An 18476-nucleotide genomic window follows, 5' to 3' on the forward strand; every position below is an offset into this window, starting at 1 on the left:
TGCCCTTTCAGAACCTGACCTCGAAACGACCCTTGAGCGCATGGTCGCGGGTACGCTCGCCGATCGCCGCGGAATAGGCGAGGCCGACAGTCGTCACCTTGCTGACGCGCCAGTCGAGCCCGGCTTCGGCGACCAGCGCATTGCGGTCGATCTGGGTCGCGAACACCCGGGCCGGCGTGGTGCCGGCGACGAAGCCGGTCGTCGCCTGCGGCGTGAGCTCGCCGAAGCCATAGCGCCAGCCGAGCAGGCCGCGGGCGAAGAGCGGCATCGCGCCGAGCTGCGCCTCGGCCCGCAGGCCAAGCGTGGTGAAGCCGAGATTCTGCTCGCCCGAGAGCACCTGCAGCGCCGCTGGCCCGCCCCGCTCAAAGGACGAACTGCTCGAGACCCGCAGCAGTGCCAATTGTGCGAAGGGCTCGATGGCGAAACGCTCGAAGCGGAAGGCATAGCCGAGCTCGGCGAAGGCCTGGAGCAGATCCGTGTCGCGTTCCGAGCGCAGCGTGTCGCCGAAGCCGCGAATCCGGACCTGACGGGTCAGGCTGGTCTCGCCGAAGGAATAGCCGAGGCCGCCATCGAGCCGCCAGCCGCCGAAGCGCGCACCGGCATAGATCAGGGCATGGCCGCTTTCGAGCCGGCCGGAGGAGAGCCTGGCGTCGACATCGAAATCCGAGCGGGTGTAGCCGCCGGCGACGCCGACCCGCAGCGAGCTCGCGCCGCTGTCATAGAGCTTCATGTCGGCGCCGAGAATGGCACCGCCGGTCCGGCGCGACAGGCTCGCCGCATTGCCGTCCGCATCCGTATTGGCATGCGCGCCCACCGCCTCGCCCCAGATGGTGAAGCGGTCGTCGAAGCGCGGCGCCGGCATCAGCACCGGGGCCTTGGCCGTGGGCAGATCGGCGGAGAACCCGGCCGCGACCGACTCGCCGGGCAGCGTCAGCAGCGAGCCGCGCAGGCGCCCCAGCACCGCCTCGCGCACCAGCCGGCTCTCGCCGATCGCGACCGAGACGCCCTGGGCATGAGCCTCGCCCGAAAGCAGGTCGAAGCCGGCCCGTGCCTCGGCCGCCGTCGCCGAGATCAGGTTGTCATAGATCGGATTGCCGACGCCCAGACGCTCTGCCGCATTCGCAATGAAGCCCTGGTTGCGCGTCGCCGCGATATAGGGCCGGCCCGAGCCTTCCGGCCCGAAGCTCTGCTCGTTGCGGACCAGCGTCAGGGTGACGTTCTGCGCGCCATAGCTCAGCGTCGGCGTCAGGAAGGCGAGGTTCGAGGTGACGCCGGAGAACTGGCCGGTGACGCCGCCGCCGGCAGTCAGGATCGTATAGCGCGTCGCCGCCGCGTAGTTACCGTTCTCGGCCAGGACCTGGACCGTGCCGCCGGAGAGCGTCGCCATGCCGAGCACGTCGATCCTGTCGCCCTGACCGGCCGCGTTGACCTCGACCTGATAGATCGAGCCGGCGGCAAAGGAGATGTTGCCGTTGACGGTCAGCGTGCCGATCGAGTTGCCCGGCGCGATGGTGGAACCCGCGCTGGCGACGATGCCGCCGACGGTGCCCGAACCGCCGAGCGATCCGCCATTGACCGTCACCGTGCTCGCGAGCGCGCCGTTGACCACAAGCTTGCCGGCATTGACCGTGGTCGCGCCGGTATAGCTGTTGACCCCGGTCAGCGTGAAGGTACCCGCGCCGTTCTTGACGAGACTGCCGGTCCCGCCGATCGAGCCGGAGAAGCTGGTCGAGGCGCCGTTCGCCCCGGTCGTCAAGGTTCCCGTGCCGAGATCGATCGCGCCTGCGCCGGCGAGCGAGCCGATGGTCTGGTTGAACCCGCCGAGACCGAGCATTGCGCCGCCAGCAATTGTGAAGGCGGAAGTCGAGGAGAAGGCGCCGGCGTTGCCCGCCCGCAGCATGCCTTCGGCAACCGTCGTCGCGCCGGAATAGCTGCTCACCCCGGCGAGCGTGAAGGTCCCCCCTCCGGTCTTGGTCAGGCCTCCGGTTCCGCCGATCGTCCCGGAAAAGGTGGTCGAGCCGCCATTGGCCCCGGTCGTCAAGGTTCCGGCGCCCAGCGTGATCGTGCCCGCGCCCGCGAGCGAGCCGATGGTCTGGTTCAATCCGGCGAGGTCGAGCGTCGCCCCGCTCTGCACCGTGAAGGTCGAGGCCGAGGAGAAGGCGCCGGCGCTGCCGGCCCGCAGGGTCCCTCCGGCAACCGTCGTCGCGCCGGTATAGCTGTTCGCCCCAGTGACCAGCAGCGTGCCGGCTCCCAACTTCGACAGCGAGCCCGGGCCCGTGAGGGACTGCGCCACCGTGAAGGTGTTGCCGGTTGCGGCGATATCGAAACCGCCGCCATTCGCCCCGAAATTTAGGCTGCGCGCCAGCTGCGTGAGCATCGTGCCGGTCACCTGGAGCACGCCGCCATTCAGGGTCAGCGCGCCCGAGACATCGCCGAGATTGGCCTCGGCCGAGACGCTCACCGTCCCGCCCGCGATCGTGGTGCCGCCCGAATAGGTATTGCTGCCCGAGAGCGTCAGCGTTCCCGCGCCGGTCTTGACCAGGGAGCCGCCGACCCCGCTGATCACGCCGCTGACCTCGGTCGAAGCGTTGTTGCTGCCGACCGTCAGCTCGTTGCCGCCGAGCACATAGGAACCGGCGCCGGCAATCGAGCCGATGCTGAGCTTGCCGTCGCCATTCGGCCCGGTGCTGCCCGCAAAGCTGGTGGTCGCTCCGGCATTGGTCAGCAGCGTCGCGTTGCCGCCCGTGCTGTTGTGCAGGAAGGACAGGGTGTTGTTGTTGGTGATGACGGCGTTGCCGGCCGTGCTGTTGTCGCGGAACTCGGCCAGATTGGTATTGGTAATGGTCGCATTGCCCGCCGTGCTGGCGGTGAAGAAGGCGAGGTAGTGATTGTTGGTGATGGTGGCGTTGGCGGCCGAGCTCGTGCCCAGGAACTCCAGCCGGTTGCCGTTGGTGAAGGTCGCGGTCCCGGCGTTGCTGGTGTCCTGAAACAGCATCACGCCGGTGGCGGTATTGGTGATCTGCGCGTTGCCGGCCGTGCTGGAGAAATAGAAATAGGTATTGGCGTTATTGGTGATCGTCGCATTGCCCGCCGTGCTCGAACCGACGAAGACGAGATCCCTGTTGTTCGTGATCGTCGCATTCCCGGCCGTGGCCGTATCGTAGAATGCCAACTCGACATTGGCGTTGTTGGTGTTCGTGATGAACGCATTCCCAGCGGAGCTCGAACCGCGGAAATCCAACTGCCCCTGATTGATAAAGGTCTGCGTCACGCCTGAATTGTTGACGATGCCGGCACCGGTGAAGGTCAACGCATTCGGGAAAGTGGCCGTATTCGTGATGGTGTAGCTGCTGGCGCCGGCATTGAAAGTGATACCACCCAGGAAGGCATTGCCGGAATTGGTGATACCCAGAACCGTCGAAGTGTCGAAGAAGCCCGTCCCGCTCGGAACGGTATTCGTGCTCCAATTGGTTCCGGTCGAGAATTCGTTCGTGCCCGGCGCGGCGAGCCAGGTCGCGTCCTGAGCCTGGGCACTGGTCACCGCCCCCAGGCTCAACGCCGTCCCCGTCAGCAGCAGGAACCGCAGCGACGTGCGACGTAGCCGGGAATCCGAGTAACCCAAGGCCATGGCGCTCCTCCTCGGACCCATTTCTTCGACAGCCTCCCGTCTCGACGCAATCCGAAAAGCGATCATGCAGGAACTTGCTCGCCAAGTGTTGCGAATAGCACCCAGGCGGAGGAGGAAGGGGTGCCACGAGCTTGTCCGTCTTGTGAAATCAAAGCCAAACAATCTCCGAATATTCGACCATGATCTACGATAACGACCTGATTTTTCGACGAAAGCCCCTCATTGGAGGTAATCGGGCCGAAATATGCAGCTCCCGATCAGCTGCGGGCGAGCACGACGAGATTTCCTGCCCACGGCATCAACGGCGCGCAGGCAAAGGACCGCAAAATATTCCCGGTCGAACCGGCCCCGAAGAGCTGTTAAGCCGCCATTCTATTCTTCGGTGGAGCGAATGGGGTAGCCGAGGCGCCCTCGCTCGCAAGAATGGGTACTCCGGCCTGATCGGAGGCCCGCCGTGACGGTTGGATCGGCGGCAAGCGGCCGGCGCCGGTGCCGCGCCCGCCCGGCGCAAGACTGAGAACGCTTCCGATCGCGCCTCGCACCGGTCCAAGGATGGGCCTATAGCATCGGACCGAAAAGTGGAATCCACTTATCGGAAAATTCCGATGCGATAATAATGAGATAGATCACCGTGACCGCGTCCGAACGGACGCGCGGTGATCTAGGCTCGGGACTCAATCACACCAGAAGGTGATTGCAGCTGCGATGAAGACGCCTGCCATGAAGTTGGTGGCGAGCTTGTCGTAGCGGGTCGCGATGCGGCGCCAGTCTTTCAGCCTGCACCAGAGGCGTTCGACGAGGTTGCGGTTGCGATAGGCGTTACGGTCGTAAGGGATCGGGGCCTTGCGGCTGCGCGTAGCGGGGATGACAACCTCGGCACCCTGCTGCTGGATCGCGGCACGGATGGCATTGGTGTCATAGCCGCGGTCGGCGATCAGCTTGTCGAAGCGACCGCGCGCCGCTTCGATCAGAGCTGGTGCCATCGTCATGTCGGACGTGTTGCCCGGCGAAATCAACAGGATGCGCGGCCGTCCGGCGAGATCGGTCAGTCCGTGGATCTTGCTGGTACGTCCGCCGCGCGAGGTGCCGATGCCTTGTACGAAGGCCCCCCTTTTGCGCCGGCCGCCGAGCGGTGGACCTTGATGCTGGTGGAATCGATCGCGACCGCACCCCACGCGCCGCTGTGGCCGGTCAACGCCTCGAACACCGCAAACCAGACGCCCTGTCGGCTCCAGCGGTGAAAGCGATTGTAGATGGTCGTGTAGGGGCCATACTCCGGCGGGCAATCGCGCCAGCGCGCCCCGATCCGCAGCATATGCACGATCCCCGAGATTACCCGGCGATCATCCACACGCCGGGCTCCACAGCGACCGCGCGGCAGAAACGGCTCGATCCGCTCCCACTCCGCATCGCTTAACCAAGTCAGCGACTTGCCCATCCATGCCTCCACAACAGCAGAGACTTTGAATCAGCCGAGCAAACCAACCGCAACCCGATTGAGTTCAGAGCCTAGCGCGCATCCTCCCGGATCATCTGCGCGCCCTTCTCGCCGATCATCACGGTCGGCGCGGCTGTGTTGCCGGAGGTGATCGCCGGCATGACCGAGGCGTCGATCACCCGCAGGCCCGCGACGCCGCGCACACGCAGGCGCTGGTCGAGCACCGCCATCGGATCGTCGTCGCGGCCCATCTTGGCCGTCCCCGCCGGATGGAAGATCGTCGTGCCGATGCGGGCGGCTGCCTCGGCCAGCGCCTCCTCCGAGTCATGGCCGGGGCCGGGCAGGTATTCCTGCGGATTGAAGCGGGCGAGCGGTGCCTGCGCGACGATCCGGCGGGCGAGCTTCAGCGCATCGACCGCGACCTGCCGGTCTTCTTCGGTCGCGAGGTAATTCGGCGAGATCGCCGGCGCGGCGTTGGGATCCGGGCTCTTGAGATGGACGCTGCCGCGGCTGGTCGGGCGCAAATTGCAGACGCTGGCGGTGAAGGCGCCGAACGGGTGCAGACCGTCGCCCCATTTGTCGAGCGAGAGCGGCTGGAAGTGGAATTCGAGATTGGCGGTGGCGTAGCGCGGCGCCGACTTGGCGAAGGCGCCCATCTGGGATGGCGCCATGGTCAGCGGCCCGGTGCGGCGCGCCGCATATTCCAGCGCCATCAGCGGCCGGCGCCAGAGCTTGGCATAGTCGGTGTTGAGGGTGCGCACGCCGTCGACCTTGTAGATCGGCCGCAGCTGCAAATGATCCTGCAGGTTCTCGCCGACGCCCGGCGCATGCTGCACGGTCTCGATGCCGAGTTCCTGCAGACGCGCGCCATCGCCGATGCCGGAGCGCTCGAGGATGGCGGGAGAGCCGACCGCTCCGGCGCTGAGGATGACCTCGCCCGAGACTTCCGCGAGATAGCGCTCGCCGGCGCGTAGCAGGACCACGCCGGTCGCACGCCCGTTCTCGACGACGATGCGCTCGACGGTGACGCCGAGCTCGACCCGGAGATTGTCGCGGTTCAGCGCCGGCTCGAGGAAGCCGCGCGCCGCGCTCCAGCGCCGGCCGCGTTTCTGGTTGACCTGGAAATAGGAGACGCCCTCATTGTCGCCGGTGTTGAAATCGTCGATGCGGCGGATGCCGGCGGCCTCGCAGGCGTCGCGGACGGCATCGAGAATGTCCCAGCGCACGCGCGGATGCTCGACACGCCATTCGCCGCCGGCACGATGGAAGCGGCCATCGGGGGCGGCATGGTCCTCGTGCTTGAGGAAGAGCGGCAGGACATCGTCCCAGCCCCAGCCTTCGAGGCCGAGCTGGCGCCAGCCATCATAGTCCGCCGCCTGGCCGCGCATGTAGATCATCGCGTTGATCGCCGAGCAGCCGCCGACGACGCGGCCGCGCGGATAGGCGAGCGAACGGCCGCCGAGACCGGGCTGCGGCTCGGTCTGGAACAGCCAGTCGGCGCGTGGATTGCCGATGGCGTAGAGATAGCCGACGGGGATGTGAAACCAGACCCAGTCGTCCTTGCCGCCGGCTTCGACGATCAGGACATTCTTGCGGCGGTCGGCGGAGAGCCGGTTGGCCAGCACGCAGCCGGCCGAGCCCGCGCCGATGATGACATAGTCGAAGCTGCCGATGCTGGTTTCGCCCGCCATACGCTTTCCGCCCTGATCCTCACGCTTTTCCAAGGGATAGGGCGAGCCGGCCGCCGCGGCAACGCGTGGCCAGTGCGAAAAGACCTTGCTGCGCATGCGCCTTTGTCTTGGACCGCGCAGCCCCGGCAGCGCCGATAGCAGAGCCGTGACAGGCAACGGGCATGGCGCAGGACGCGGCCCCCTAGCCTGAAACCACCGGACGCTTCAGGCCCTCGCGGAGCAGGGCGAGCGCCTCGGCAAGGCTGCCTGGCGGGATAAAAATATGGCTGCCACCCTTCTGGCAGGCCCACTCCATCCGGCTGGCCTCGAAGATCGGCAGGTAGCGCTTGTTGAAGGTGATCCTCTGCAGGCGCGGCGGACAAGCCTCCAGACCGAGGGCGAACACCCATGAAGCGGGCTCGTGGGTCCGCGAAAAGCTGATATGAGAGCTGTGCCGCCCCCTTGGGTGCCCTTCCTGCCAGAGCCTGGTCAGGCCGAAGCGGACCGCCGTGTGGACCACGGCCACAACCTCCTCGGTCAGCTTCCAGCGCAAAGCGAGATAGGAGCGGCCGTGCTGACTGACACTCAGCACCCCTGCCTCCTCGACGAGGCGGATGTCGTTCTTAGCATCGTGAAAGCAACCTGACCGCAGGATTCCGCTCCTTGCCGCTCGCATTTCGCCGCATGGCCTGGCTTTCGGCCATCGGAGACGATGGTCCATCGCCGGGCCGCACGGGTTGACATAGCGCAAAGCCAATTTATATCCAACCGGTCGGTTATTATCAAAGTGAGCCATGGGCCGCCATCGCACCATCGATCGGGAAGCCGTCCTCGACGCAGCCGAAAAGGTTGTGAGCCGGGACGGCGCAGCGCGCCTAACGCTTGAAGCCGTCGCGGCCGAGGCCGGGATCAGCAAGGCGAGCGTGCTCTATGACTACAAGACCAAGCGCGCCCTGATCCGGGCCGTTATCGAACGGCGCGTCGCCGTCGAGACCGCCTATATCCAGACATTCGTCGATGCGCTCGCAGGCGAGCCGGATGCGCTGATCCGCGGCCGGATCGCCTCCGCTGCCCGGCATCGCTCCGACCTGGAACGCGCCGTGGCGTTCAACCTGTGCGCCGCACTGGCCCAGGATGCCGAGCTGCGCGAGCCGATCCAGGCGATCAACCGCGACCAAATCGCCGAGATCGCCAGCCAGTCCACCCATCCGCGCGGCGCGATGCTCGCTTTCCTCGCCGCCCAGGGGCTGATGATGATGGAATGGTTCGAGCTGCATAGCTGGTCGGCGGACGAGCGCGAGCGCATCGTCGCCGACCTCGGCTGGCTGGTCGACCAGTCCCCGGCCTTACCGGCGGCCTAGCCAGCGGATCAACCGCAGCAGACCAGATCTCCGTCCTTCTCCATTTGTACCCCCATCCGGATCCCCGCATGACCCTCCCGATCTCGCATCTTGGCCGCGGCCTCCTGCTCGGCGTGCTGCTGCTGACTGCCGCCTGCTCTGAAGAAAAGAAGCCCGCCCAGAGCGCCGCGGCACAGCGTCCGCCGGTCGCCATCGGCGTCATCACGGCCGAGCCGCAGACCTTGCCGGTGACCAACAACCTGCCGGGTCGGATCGCGCCGACGCGCATCGCCGAAGTGCGCCCGCGCGTCTCCGGCATCGTCGTCGAGCGCGTCTTCCAGCAGGGCAGCATGGTCAAGCAGGGCGACGTGCTCTACCGGATCGACCCGGCGCCGTTCCGTGTGCGGGTCGCCAGCGCCGAAGCGGCGCTGAAGCGGGCCGAGGCGAGCCAGCTTCAGGCCCGCCAGCACTCGGACCGGATCGTCGAGCTGCTCGAACGCAAAGTCGCCAGCACCCAGCAGCAGGAGACGGCGGTCGCGCAGCTGGCCCAGGCCGATGCCGACGTCGCCGCGGCCCGCGCCGGTCTCGACGCAGCGCAGCTCGACCTTGAATACTCGGAAGTCCGGGCGCCGATCAGCGGCCGGATCGGGCGTGCCCTGATCACCGAAGGCGCCCTCGTCGGCACCGGCGCCGCCGATATCCTGGCGACGATCCAGCAGCTCGACCCGGTCTATGCCGACTTCACCCAGTCGGCCGGTGAATTGCTCGCCCTGCGGCAAGCGCTCAAGCTCGGCGCGCTGACCGGGCCCAATCCGGGCGCCGCCAATGTCCAGCTGCTGTTCGACAATGGTGCCACCTACAAGCATCGCGGCCAGTTGCTGTTCTCCGAGGCCACGGTGGACGTCACCACCGGACAGGTGACACTGCGCGGCCAGTTCCCCAACCCTGAAGGCGATCTGCTGCCTGGCATGTATGTCCGTGTCGTCCTCGAGCAGGGCGCGCAGAGCAACGCCATCGCCGTGCCGCTGCAGGCGATCCAGCGCGATGGCAGCGGCCAGGCGCAGCTCTATGTCCTGAAGGCCGACGGTACGCTGGAGCTTCTTCCGGTCAGAGCAGGGCGTACGCTCGACAACCGCCAGGTGATCGAGGACGGGCTGAAGCCCGGCGATCAGGTCGTGGTCGAAGGCTTCCAGAAGATCCGCCCCGGCGCCAAGTTCACCGGCATGCCGTGGAAGCCGGCCGCCGCCGACCCTGCCGCCGCCACCGAAAAGCAGGGCTGAACGCGATGCCGAGCTTCTTCATCGACCGCCCGATCTTCGCCTGGGTTGTCGCGATCTTCATCATGCTCGCCGGCGTCATCACGATTCCGATGCTGCCGATCGCGCAGTATCCGAATGTCGCGCCTCCGCAGATCACGATCAGCACCAACTATCCCGGCGCCTCGCCCGAGGACATCTACCAGAGCGTCACGCGGCCGATCGAGGAGGAGCTCAACGGCGTCCCGGGCCTGCTCTATTTCGAGTCGACCTCGGAGGCGAACGGCCGGATCAACCTGACCGTCACCTTCGCGCCGGGGACCAAGATCGGCGAGGCGCAGGTCGAGGTGCAGAACCGGATCAGCCGGGTCGAGCCGCGCCTGCCGCAGACCGTGGTGCAGCAGGGCATGCGCGTCGAGCAGGCCGGCACCGGCTTCCTGATGCTGGTGACGCTGACCTCCGCCGACGGCAAGGTCGACGCGATCGGCCTCGGCGACTATCTCAATCGCAACGTGCTCGGCGAGATCCGGCGCATTCCCGGCGTCGGCAGCGCCACGCTCTTCGCGACCCAGCGCTCGATGCGGATCTGGATGGATTCGGAGAAGATGCTCGGGCTCAAGCTGACCTCGGCCGACGTCATCGCCGCCGTGCGGGCCCAGAACGCCCAGGTCGCGGCGGGCCGCATCGGCGCCCAGCCGAACCCGATCAACCAGCAGCTTTCCGCCACCGTGCTGGTCAAGGGGCAGCTGACCTCGCCCGAGCAGTTCGGCTCGATCGTGCTGCGCGCCAATCTCGACGGCTCGTCGGTCCGGCTGCGCGACGTCGCCCGGATCGAGGTCGGCGGCGAATCCTACAATTTCTCGACGCGCCTGAACGGCCAGCCGAGCGCCGCGATCGGCGTGCAGCTCTCGCCGACCGGCAATGCGCTCGCGACCTCGCAGGCGGTCCAGGCCAAGATGGAGGAGCTCGCGCGCTTCTTCCCGGCCGGGCTGAAATACGACATCCCCTACGACACATCGCCCTTCGTCGAGGTCTCGATCGAGAAGGTGGTTCACACCTTGCTCGAGGCCATGGCGCTGGTCTTCGTGGTGATGTTCCTGTTCCTGCAGAACTTCCGCTACACGGTGATCCCGACTCTGGTCGTGCCCGTCGCGCTGCTCGGCACCTGCGCGATCATGTTCGCCGCCGGCTTCTCGATCAACGTGCTGACCATGTTCGCGATGGTGCTGGCGATCGGCATCCTGGTCGACGACGCCATCGTCGTGGTCGAGAATGTCGAGCGCATCATGGCCGAGGAAGGGCTTTCGCCGAAAGAGGCGACCCGCAAGGCGATGACGCAGATCACCGGCGCGATCGTCGGCATCACCCTGGTGCTGACGGCGGTGTTCGTGCCGATGGCCTTCTTCCCCGGTGCGGTCGGCATCATCTACCAGCAGTTCAGCCTGACCATGGTCGTCTCGATCCTGTTCTCGGGCTTCCTGGCGCTGACCCTGACCCCGGCGCTCTGCGCCACCTTCCTGAAGCCGATCGCAAAGGGCCATCACGAGGAGAAGAAGGGCTTCTTCGGCTGGTTCAACCGCAATTTCGACCGGATGTCGCATGGCTATAGCGGCATCGTCTCGGGGATCACGCGCCGCACCGGCCGCTACATGCTGATCTACCTCGCCCTGCTCGCCGGGCTCGGCTGGTCGTTCATGCGGCTGCCCTCCGCCTTCCTGCCGAACGAGGACCAGGGCTATCTGATCGTCGACGTGCAGGCCCCGCCGGAGGCCAGTGCCAACCGGACGCTCGACGTGCTCAAGCAGATCGAGAAGATCGCGCTCGCCGAGCCCGCCGTCTCGCGCATGGTCGGCATCTCCGGCTACAGCTTCGCCGGCGCCGGCGAGAACGCGGCGCTCGCCTTCATCACGCTGAAGGACTGGAGCGAGCGCGGCCCCAGCGATTCCGCCACTGCCATCTCGGCCCGGATGAACGGCAAGATGTTCCAGATCAAGGATGCGCAGACATTCGCACTGTCGCCGCCGCCGATCCAAGGGCTGGGCAATTCGAGCGGCTTCACCTTCCGCCTGCAGGACCGTGCCGGCCTCGGCCAGGAGGCGCTTTCGGCGGCGCGCGCGCAACTGCTCGCCGCGGCGGCCCAGAGCCCGGTTCTCGTCGGCCTTCGCGTCGAGGGGCTCGCCGATGCCGCCCAGGTCAACCTGATCATCGACCGCGAGAAGGCGAACACCTTCGGCGTCGCCTTCGCCGACATCAATGCCACGATCTCGGCCAATCTCGGCTCATCCTATGTCAACGACTTCCCGAATGCCGGGCGCATGCAGCGGGTCACGGTCCAGGCCGATGAAGGCCAGCGCATGCAGACCGCCGACCTTTTGCGCCTGAACGTCCGCAATGCCCATGGCGGCATGGTGCCGTTCTCCTCCTTCGCCAGCATCGAATGGTCGAAGGGCCCTTCGCAGGTCGTCGGCTATAACGGCTATCCCGCGGTGCGCATCGCCGGCCAGGCCGCGCCGGGCTATTCGTCGGGTGCCGCCATCGCCGAGATGGAAAGGCTGGCGCGCGAACTGCCGCCGGGCTTCGGCTATGAATGGACCGGACAGTCGCTGCAGGAGATCCAGTCGGGCTCGCAGGCGCCGTTGCTGATCGGACTCAGCATCCTGCTGGTCTTCCTGCTGCTGGCGGCGCTCTATGAGAGTTGGTCGATCCCGCTCTCGGTGATGATGGTGGTGCCGCTCGGCGTGATCGGCTCGGTCGCGGCGGTGACGTTGCGCGGCATGCCCAACGACGTCTACTTCCTCGTCGGGCTGATCGCGATCATCGGGCTCTCCGCCAAGAACGCGATCCTGATCATCGAGTTCGCCAAGGACCTGCATGCCGAGGGCAAGCCGCTCATGGAAGCGACGATCGAGGCGGCACATCTGCGCTTCCGGCCGATCCTGATGACCTCGCTCGCCTTCACGCTCGGCGTGGTGCCGCTCGCCATCGCGACGGGCGCCAGCGCCGCGAGCCAGAACGCGATCGGCACCGGCGTGCTCGGCGGCATGATCTCGGCGACGGTGCTCGCGATCTTCTTCGTGCCGGCCTTCTTCGTCTTCATCATGAAGCTGTTCGCGCCCAAGGAGCCCAAGCCGGGGCTGGAGCCGAAGGCGACGCAGGTCGCGGTGGCGGCGGAGGATTGAGCCGTCCGGGCCAAGCCGTCCCCTCGCGACGGCTGGGCCCCAGCAACTTCCGCAAGGAAAGCCAAGCCGCCTTGCGGCAAGTCAAAGTACCGGCGGCCGCCGCGGGGTAGGAGATTGCGACCGCTACCCCGAGGCGCCCCTTGCAGATCGCGACCTTCCTGCTGACTTCCGCGGCGATCCTGCTGACGCCGGGGCCGACCAACACGATTTTGGCCGCCTCCGGCGCGGCTATGGGCCTGCGGCAGGCGAAGCTGCTGCCGCTGGCCGAAGCGCTGGGCTATGCGCTCGCCATCGGCTTCTTCCTCTCGGTCGCGAGCCTGCTCAGGGACGTGCCGCAGGCCTTGCCGGCGATGAAGGCGATGGCCGCCGTCTGGCTTCTGATCTCGGCCCGCAAGCTCTGGTCGCTGCCCGTCGTCCCTGAGATCCCGGCACGCTCCGGCGCCTTTGCGCGGGTGCTGGTCACCACCCTGCTGAACCCGAAGGCGATGCTGGTCGGGACGATCTCGATCCCGTCCCTGCTGCCGGACGTACCGGCGCTCGGCCTGCTGAGCTTCGTCGCGCTGTCGGCCCTGGCCGGGCTCGGCTGGACCGTACTCGGCGCAAGCCTGCCGGCACGCCTGCGGCGGCATTCCTACCGGATGGCGGCGATGATCGTCTGCGGCTTCGCCGTCGCGGCGGCCGTCAGCGCAGCGCAGTGAGAAACTGAACGGAGCCGGCCGAAAGCCGGCACCGTCCTACCCTGATGGCGCCTTAAGCATCGGACCGAAAAGTGGACTCCACTTTTCGGACAATTCCGACGCGATAACACTGAGATAGATCACCCTGACCGCGTCCGAACGGACGCGCGGCGATCTAGGCGCCTTTCGCGTCCCGCCTGGCCTGAGCGCGCTTGCCGGCCTGCGAGACGCTGCCGACCTTGGCCCGGTTGACGCTGAAGCGGCGCTTGCGGCTCTCGATCGCGATCATGCCGCCGTCCGCGGAGCGGTCGACCGGCTGAGCCTTGGCCTTGCTGCCGGCCTTGAGCGCGAGCGCCCGGCGGGCGGCATCCTTCATCTCCTCATGGGCTGCGATCGCCCGGCGACGCGCCGTCTCCCGGTTGAGCCGCTTGGCGGCCTGGGCCCAGACCTGCTTGCGGCGGGACGGACGCTCGACCTCCCCCGGAAAGCTCCCGCCGCGCGCATCGGCCTTGCCGCGAATGCTGCGGCGCATCTGCCGGACGAAGGTCCGCTCCTTCTCCTGGAGGTCGCGGATGCGCTTGCGCATCTCGGCGAGCGCCTTGTCGTCGGCCTCGACGATGGCCGGGTAATGCGTCCCGGCGACGAAGGCGATTTCGTCCTGCTTGAGCAGGGAATTCTCGGTCTTGATCGACAGCGTCATCGCTTGCGCCTCCATGCTTGTCCGGGAGGCGCAGTATTCGGCGGCCCACGCGCCCTGGCAACCGGGATGCAGGCGCGCGGATTTCCAGGCGCCGCTTCACCCGGCGATAGCACCCGGTGCGGCAATGAAGCGTCAAGCGGCTTTATGTTTGGAGGCCCGAAGGGCGAAGGCTCTCAGGGTCTCCAGACTCAGGCGGCGCGCCCCGGCATCGTCGCAGGCGGCATGCCATCCTTGATGATGCCCCTGAGCTGCCCCCTCAGTTCCGGGCTGTCCTTATGGCCATGCACGGCAACAGCATGCTGGACGGCAGCCTCCAGCAGCTCCTTTTCGGAATCGGCGCTGATCGCGATCGAGCACTTCATCTCGCTCGGGAATGCACGGCAATCGATGAACTTGCGTCCCATTGCGTCCTCCCCTTCTGGAAGGCCGAGCATTTCTCCGCCGCCTCCTGACGATGGAGACTGCCCGCTCGCAATATAGCTCATCCGGGGGAGCTTGGGAAAAGGCGCGTCGTCGCCCCGTCAGGGCAGCGGAGCCCCGGTTTCCGACAAAAAACTGCCGGCTCATCCACAGGTGGAACGGAGGTGATCAACAGCCTGAGACGGCGGATGGTGCCGCAAGAGGGATTCGAACCCCCGACCCCCTCATTACGAATGAGGTGCTCTACCAGCTGAGCTATTGCGGCGACGGACGGGGCTGTACCAGCCCACCCGGTTCTTGGCAAGCTGCGGGTGAAGCCTTCCCGCCTAAAACGGCACTGAGCAGAGCAAGCGAAACGGAGTAAGCTCTTTGCTGCCATAGGCCGCGTGGAAACGCCCCGCCCAGCCCCGGGAGCCTGTCATGTCCGAAGCAACGTTGCGGGCCTTGGTTTCGATCGTACTGTCGAGCGCAGCGGTTCCGAACATCCGCTTTCGGATCGAGGGCTATGATGTCTACGCCGAGCGCTTCACGCGGCTGAAGGCGGCCATCCGAAGGCAGGAGATCGGCTTCGAGATCGACGATGCCTATCTCGCCTCGTCCCAGGCCGACGCAGCCTACAACCCGCGCAAGGACAGCATGATCCTGCATTCGTCCATGCTGAAATCGACCGCGATCTCCCAGCGGCACCGCGGCGCCATCATCCATGAATGTCTGCACGCCGTCCTCGACATGGATTATGTCCAGGGCATCTCGCCCTATCAGGAGGAAACCGTCTGCGCGCTGACCTCGAACATCTATGTGCTGCACCATTACGGCAAGCCGCTGTTCAAGCCGAACGGCAACGCCACCCAGCTCACGCGCAAAATCGGCCGCAAGCCGGGCATGGACGTCACTTTCGACGACAGCTTCCAGGCGATGTATGAGCAGGTGGCGACGATCTACGATCAGGCCGATCCGAACTATGGCAGGCGTCCGGGCCTGCACAACGGCCTGCGCCAGCGGCTCTGACCTCCCCTTCCCGGGGCATCCTCAGCCCTTTTTGAGCTTCTCCGTCTCGGCCTTCTCCTGACCGAGCGCGACGATGCCGCGGCGGATGGCCCTCGTGCGGGTGAAGTGCTTGTGCAGCGTCTCGCCGTCACCATAGCGGATGGCGCGGGTGAGCAGCGCGAGATCCTCGTTAAAGCGGCCGAGCATCTCCAGCACCGCCTCCTTGTTGGCGAGGAAGACGTCGCGCCACATCGTCGGGTCACTGGCCGCGATGCGGGTGAAGTCGCGGAAGCCGCCGGCCGAGAACTTGATCACCTCCGACTGCGTCACCGCCGCCAGATCCTCGGCGGTGCCGACGATGTTGTAGGCGATCAGATGCGGCAGATGGCTGGTGATGGCGAGGACGAGGTCGTGGTGCTGCGAGCCCATCACCTCGACGATCGCGGCCATGCCCTCCCAGAACTGGCGGGTGCGGGCAATCGCCCCCTCATCGGTGCCGGGCGGCGGCGTCAGGATGCACCAGCGGTTGAGGAAGAGGCTGGGGAAACCGGCATCGGGGCCGGAATTCTCGGTGCCGGCGACCGGATGGGCCGGGACGAAATGCACGCCCTCGGGCAGATGCGGGCCGACCGCCTCGACGACGGCATGCTTGACCGAGCCGACATCGGACAGGATCGCGCCGGGCTTCAGCACGCCGGCGATCTGCGCCGCCACCGCGCCGCAGGCGCCGACCGGCACACAGAGCACGACATGATCGGCCTCACGCGCCGCCTCGACGGCGCTTTCGGCGACTTCGTGGCCGAGATCGAGCTCGCGGGCCCGCCGCCGGACATCCGCATTGGCGTCGCTCAGCACGATGTGGCGGGCGAGATTGAGCTCCTTCGCCGCATGCGCGATCGAGGAACCTATCAGGCCGATGCCGATGATGGCGAGCCGCCCGAAGAGCGGCTCGTCGCGGCGCGGCGCGAAGCTCTCGGGCGCGCTCACGCGGCCTTGCCCAGGAAGTCGGCGAGCGCCGCCACGACGAGGCGGTTGGCCTCCTCGCTGCCGATGGTCATGCGCAGCGCGTCGGGCAGGCCATAGGAGGCGACCGAGCGCAGGATCAGGCCGCGTTCGGACAGGAAGGCATCGGCCTCCTTGGCGGTCTTGCCGGCGAGCTTCGGGAAATGGATCAGGATGAAATTGCCGACCGAGGGCGTGACGGAGAGGCCGAGCTTCTCCAGCTCGGCCGTGACCCAGGCCAGCCATTTGTCGTTATGCGCGATCGCGGCAGCAAGATGCGCCTCGTCGGCGATTGCCGCGACGCCGGCCTCGATCGCGGCGCCGTTGACGTTGAACGGGCCGCGGGTGCGATTGAGTGCATCGATGACATCGGCCGGCCCGTAGAGCCAGCCGAGGCGCAGATTGGCGAGGCCATAGATCTTCGAGAAGGTGCGCGTCATCACGACGTTCTCGCTCTCGGCGACGAGTTCGAGGCCGGAGGCATAGTCGTTGCGGCGGACATATTCGGAATAGGCCGCATCGAGCACCAGCAGCACATGCGGCGGCAGGCCGGCATGCAGGCGCTTGACCTCGTCGAAGGGCAGATAGGTACCGGTCGGGTTGTTGGGGTTGGCGAGGAAGACGATCTTGGTCTTCGGCGTCACCGCCTTCAGGATCGCATCGACATCGGTCCTCAGATCCTTCTCGGGCACGACGACCGGCTTGCCGCCCGCGGCGAGGATGGCGATCTTGTAGACGAGGAAGCCGTGCTCGGTGAAGACACCCTCGTCCCCCTCGCCGAGATAGACCTTGGTGATCAGCTGCAGCAGCTCGTCCGAACCGGTGCCGCAGACGAGGCGGTTCGGATCGAGCCCGTAGCGGCCGGCGATCGCCTCGCGCAACTTCGTCGCCGAGCCGTCGGGATAGAGTTCGAGCTTGCCGGCGAGCGCGCCATAGGCGGCGACCGCCTTCGGGCTCGGACCCAGCGGGGTCTCGTTGGAGGAGAGCTTGTGCAGCTTGACGCCGGCCGGGGCCGACGACTTGCCGGGAACATAGGCCTCGATGTCGAGGACGCCGGGACGCGGAACGGGACGGGAGGGCGTGGTCATGGCGCGGGCTTTCGGTTTCAGGCGTTTGTTCGAACCACCGAAGTCATCCCGGGCGACCGGAGAGAGACCCGGGATCCATGCCGAGACGCTTCAGCATGGATCCCGGATCGGCGCCGCTACGCGGCTTGTCCGGGATGACGAAGAGGGTTCAGCGATGAGGGTTCATTTCAGGAGCGCGTGGACTTGAAGGCGAAGCGGGCGGCGTGGCTGCCGATCTCGGCAAGTTCCTTGAGACCGGCCGGCTCGAGCGCGGCACGGATCGCTCCGACCGGGGTCTCACCGGACGCAGCCACGAGCAGCGCCAGATGCGAGCCGTCGGCGGCACTGGCCGAAACCTCGGCGAGATGCTGGGCAAGGCCGGCGCGCAACGTCTCCGACCAGCGCTCCACACGGGCGGCATAGAGCACGATCTCGCGCATGGCGGCATCCGCCAGCGGCTTGGCGATGCAGTAGACCGGGGTCCCCGCCGGATGGTCCGGACGCTCGATGAAGGGCAGGCGGGCGATGATCTTCGGCTTGTCCTCGCCGATCAGATCGCGCCACCAGACGCCGGCGCTGGCGCCGAGATCCATGCGGAAGATGCCGAGATCACCGACCGATTCGGCCACCGCCCGGATCACGGCGCGGGCATCCTCATGCGGGACGTATGGCACGGTGAAGCCGAAATGGAAGCGGGCGCTGTCGCGCATCGGCGCGTCGCCGCCGGAGATGTCGGCATGGACCGAGTAATTAGCCTGCACGAAGGTGAAGGTCGCGATGATGATGCGCCAGATGCTCTCGACCGTGTCGAGCGGCAGCAGCCCCTGATGGCGCAGCGCCAGGCGCTTCATCATGTCGGCCTCGCGACCAGGGCGGAAGGCCGACCCCGAAACCTGCGTCTTCTTGATCGCGATCAGCGTCTCGATGATGGAGGAGCGCTCCATCAGGAGGCCGTGCATGGCAGCGTCGATGCGATCGATCTCGCTGCGCAGATCGGCAAGGGTCGTCGGAGCGGCTTCGGCCATGGGGTTCGACCAACCTCCAGAAGGAACGGCCTCCAGCCCTCGTCCCGAGGAGCCGCGAAGGACGCTCCAGAACGCGCTGGAACCGCC

The 18476-nt window shown here is 66.8% G+C and carries 14 protein-coding genes and 1 tRNA gene; 5 read left to right on the forward strand and 10 right to left on the reverse strand.

Going from position 1 to position 18476, the window contains the following annotated elements; translation table 11 throughout:
• Positions 1 to 7: 7 nt before the first annotated feature.
• The 4 genes from AC3RCC_RS22870 to AC3RCC_RS22885 form a co-directional block, all read right to left on the reverse strand.
• Positions 8 to 3628: an autotransporter domain-containing protein gene (locus tag AC3RCC_RS22870; RefSeq protein WP_492256690.1), complete on the reverse strand. Its 3621-nt coding sequence runs from the start codon at positions 3626 to 3628 to the stop codon at positions 8 to 10.
• A gap of 674 nt (positions 3629 to 4302) precedes the next feature.
• Positions 4303 to 5066 (reverse strand): IS5 family transposase gene (locus AC3RCC_RS22875; protein ID WP_492256049.1). Its coding sequence is split into 2 segments (ribosomal slippage): positions 4303 to 4730 and positions 4730 to 5066, totalling 765 coding nucleotides; the frame shifts between segments, so codons are not numbered across the junction.
• Between the two features lie 71 nt (positions 5067 to 5137).
• Positions 5138 to 6757, reverse strand: a complete 1620-nt coding sequence (locus AC3RCC_RS22880) for a GMC family oxidoreductase (protein ID WP_291635369.1) — start codon at positions 6755 to 6757, stop codon at positions 5138 to 5140.
• Between the two features lie 181 nt (positions 6758 to 6938).
• The gene (locus tag AC3RCC_RS22885; protein WP_492256691.1) at positions 6939 to 7328 is read right to left on the reverse strand and encodes a hypothetical protein; all 390 of its coding nucleotides are present in this window, start codon (positions 7326 to 7328) and stop codon (positions 6939 to 6941) included.
• Between the two features lie 202 nt (positions 7329 to 7530).
• Here AC3RCC_RS22885 and AC3RCC_RS22890 point away from each other — a divergent pair, with 202 nt between their 5' ends.
• The 4 genes from AC3RCC_RS22890 to AC3RCC_RS22905 all read left to right on the forward strand — a co-directional run bounded on the left by AC3RCC_RS22890 (position 7531) and on the right by AC3RCC_RS22905 (position 13209).
• On the forward strand, positions 7531 to 8097 hold the full coding sequence (locus tag AC3RCC_RS22890) for a TetR/AcrR family transcriptional regulator (protein ID WP_291635318.1): 567 nt from the start codon (positions 7531 to 7533) through the stop codon (positions 8095 to 8097).
• A 68-nt stretch (positions 8098 to 8165) separates the two neighbouring features.
• The gene (locus tag AC3RCC_RS22895; RefSeq protein WP_492256692.1) at positions 8166 to 9356 is read left to right on the forward strand and encodes an efflux RND transporter periplasmic adaptor subunit; all 1191 of its coding nucleotides are present in this window, start codon (positions 8166 to 8168) and stop codon (positions 9354 to 9356) included.
• A gap of 5 nt (positions 9357 to 9361) precedes the next feature.
• A complete protein-coding gene (locus AC3RCC_RS22900) occupies positions 9362 to 12511 on the forward strand; it encodes a multidrug efflux RND transporter permease subunit (RefSeq protein WP_492256693.1) in 3150 nt (1049 codons plus the stop codon).
• A 140-nt stretch (positions 12512 to 12651) separates the two neighbouring features.
• Entirely contained in the window at positions 12652 to 13209 is a 558-nt protein-coding gene (locus AC3RCC_RS22905; protein ID WP_492256694.1) for a LysE family translocator, read from the forward strand.
• Positions 13210 to 13363: 154 nt separating this feature from the next.
• On the opposite strand, the gene AC3RCC_RS22910 is transcribed toward AC3RCC_RS22905, so the two are convergent.
• The 3 genes from AC3RCC_RS22910 to AC3RCC_RS22920 form a co-directional block, all read right to left on the reverse strand.
• Positions 13364 to 13888 carry a hypothetical protein gene (locus tag AC3RCC_RS22910; protein WP_452116768.1) on the reverse strand — a complete coding sequence of 175 codons (525 nt, stop codon included), beginning with the start codon at positions 13886 to 13888 and terminating at the stop codon, positions 13364 to 13366.
• 188 nt (positions 13889 to 14076) lie between these two features.
• Positions 14077 to 14373: a DUF1059 domain-containing protein gene (locus AC3RCC_RS22915; protein ID WP_492256695.1), complete on the reverse strand. Its 297-nt coding sequence runs from the start codon at positions 14371 to 14373 to the stop codon at positions 14077 to 14079.
• Between the two features lie 124 nt (positions 14374 to 14497).
• Positions 14498 to 14573, reverse strand: a tRNA-Thr gene (locus tag AC3RCC_RS22920).
• Between the two features lie 155 nt (positions 14574 to 14728).
• Between AC3RCC_RS22920 and AC3RCC_RS22925 the strand changes: the two genes are divergently transcribed.
• Positions 14729 to 15316, forward strand: a complete 588-nt coding sequence (locus tag AC3RCC_RS22925) for a hypothetical protein (RefSeq protein WP_291635305.1) — start codon at positions 14729 to 14731, stop codon at positions 15314 to 15316.
• Positions 15317 to 15337: 21 nt separating this feature from the next.
• Here AC3RCC_RS22925 and AC3RCC_RS22930 read toward each other — a convergent pair whose 3' ends face one another.
• The 3 genes from AC3RCC_RS22930 to AC3RCC_RS22940 form a co-directional block, all read right to left on the reverse strand.
• Positions 15338 to 16282, reverse strand: coding sequence for a prephenate/arogenate dehydrogenase family protein (locus AC3RCC_RS22930; RefSeq protein ID WP_291635303.1), 945 nt, complete (start codon positions 16280 to 16282; stop codon positions 15338 to 15340).
• Entirely contained in the window at positions 16279 to 17385 is a 1107-nt protein-coding gene (gene hisC, locus AC3RCC_RS22935) for a histidinol-phosphate transaminase (protein WP_291635301.1), read from the reverse strand. Before hisC ends, AC3RCC_RS22930 begins: the two co-directional genes overlap by 4 nt.
• 167 nt (positions 17386 to 17552) lie before the next feature.
• A complete protein-coding gene (locus AC3RCC_RS22940; protein WP_492256696.1) occupies positions 17553 to 18389 on the reverse strand; it encodes a chorismate mutase in 837 nt (278 codons plus the stop codon).
• Positions 18390 to 18476 lie beyond the last annotated feature (87 nt).

The organism is Allobosea sp. GW823-FHT01F03, assembly GCF_058798075.1.

Coding starts and splice junctions, on each gene's coding strand:
- AC3RCC_RS22895 (WP_492256692.1), top strand. CDS start 8,166: ATGACCCTCCCGATCTCGCATCTTGGCCGCGGCCTCCTGCTCGGCGTG.
- hisC (WP_291635301.1), bottom strand. CDS start 17,385: ATGACCACGCCCTCCCGTCCCGTTCCGCGTCCCGGCGTCCTCGACATC.
- AC3RCC_RS22890 (WP_291635318.1), top strand. CDS start 7,531: ATGGGCCGCCATCGCACCATCGATCGGGAAGCCGTCCTCGACGCAGCC.
- AC3RCC_RS22880 (WP_291635369.1), bottom strand. CDS start 6,757: ATGGCGGGCGAAACCAGCATCGGCAGCTTCGACTATGTCATCATCGGC.
- AC3RCC_RS22915 (WP_492256695.1), bottom strand. CDS start 14,373: ATGAGCTATATTGCGAGCGGGCAGTCTCCATCGTCAGGAGGCGGCGGA.
- AC3RCC_RS22940 (WP_492256696.1), bottom strand. CDS start 18,389: ATGGCCGAAGCCGCTCCGACGACCCTTGCCGATCTGCGCAGCGAGATC.
- AC3RCC_RS22900 (WP_492256693.1), top strand. CDS start 9,362: ATGCCGAGCTTCTTCATCGACCGCCCGATCTTCGCCTGGGTTGTCGCG.
- AC3RCC_RS22910 (WP_452116768.1), bottom strand. CDS start 13,888: ATGACGCTGTCGATCAAGACCGAGAATTCCCTGCTCAAGCAGGACGAA.
- AC3RCC_RS22925 (WP_291635305.1), top strand. CDS start 14,729: ATGTCCGAAGCAACGTTGCGGGCCTTGGTTTCGATCGTACTGTCGAGC.
- AC3RCC_RS22870 (WP_492256690.1), bottom strand. CDS start 3,628: ATGGCCTTGGGTTACTCGGATTCCCGGCTACGTCGCACGTCGCTGCGG.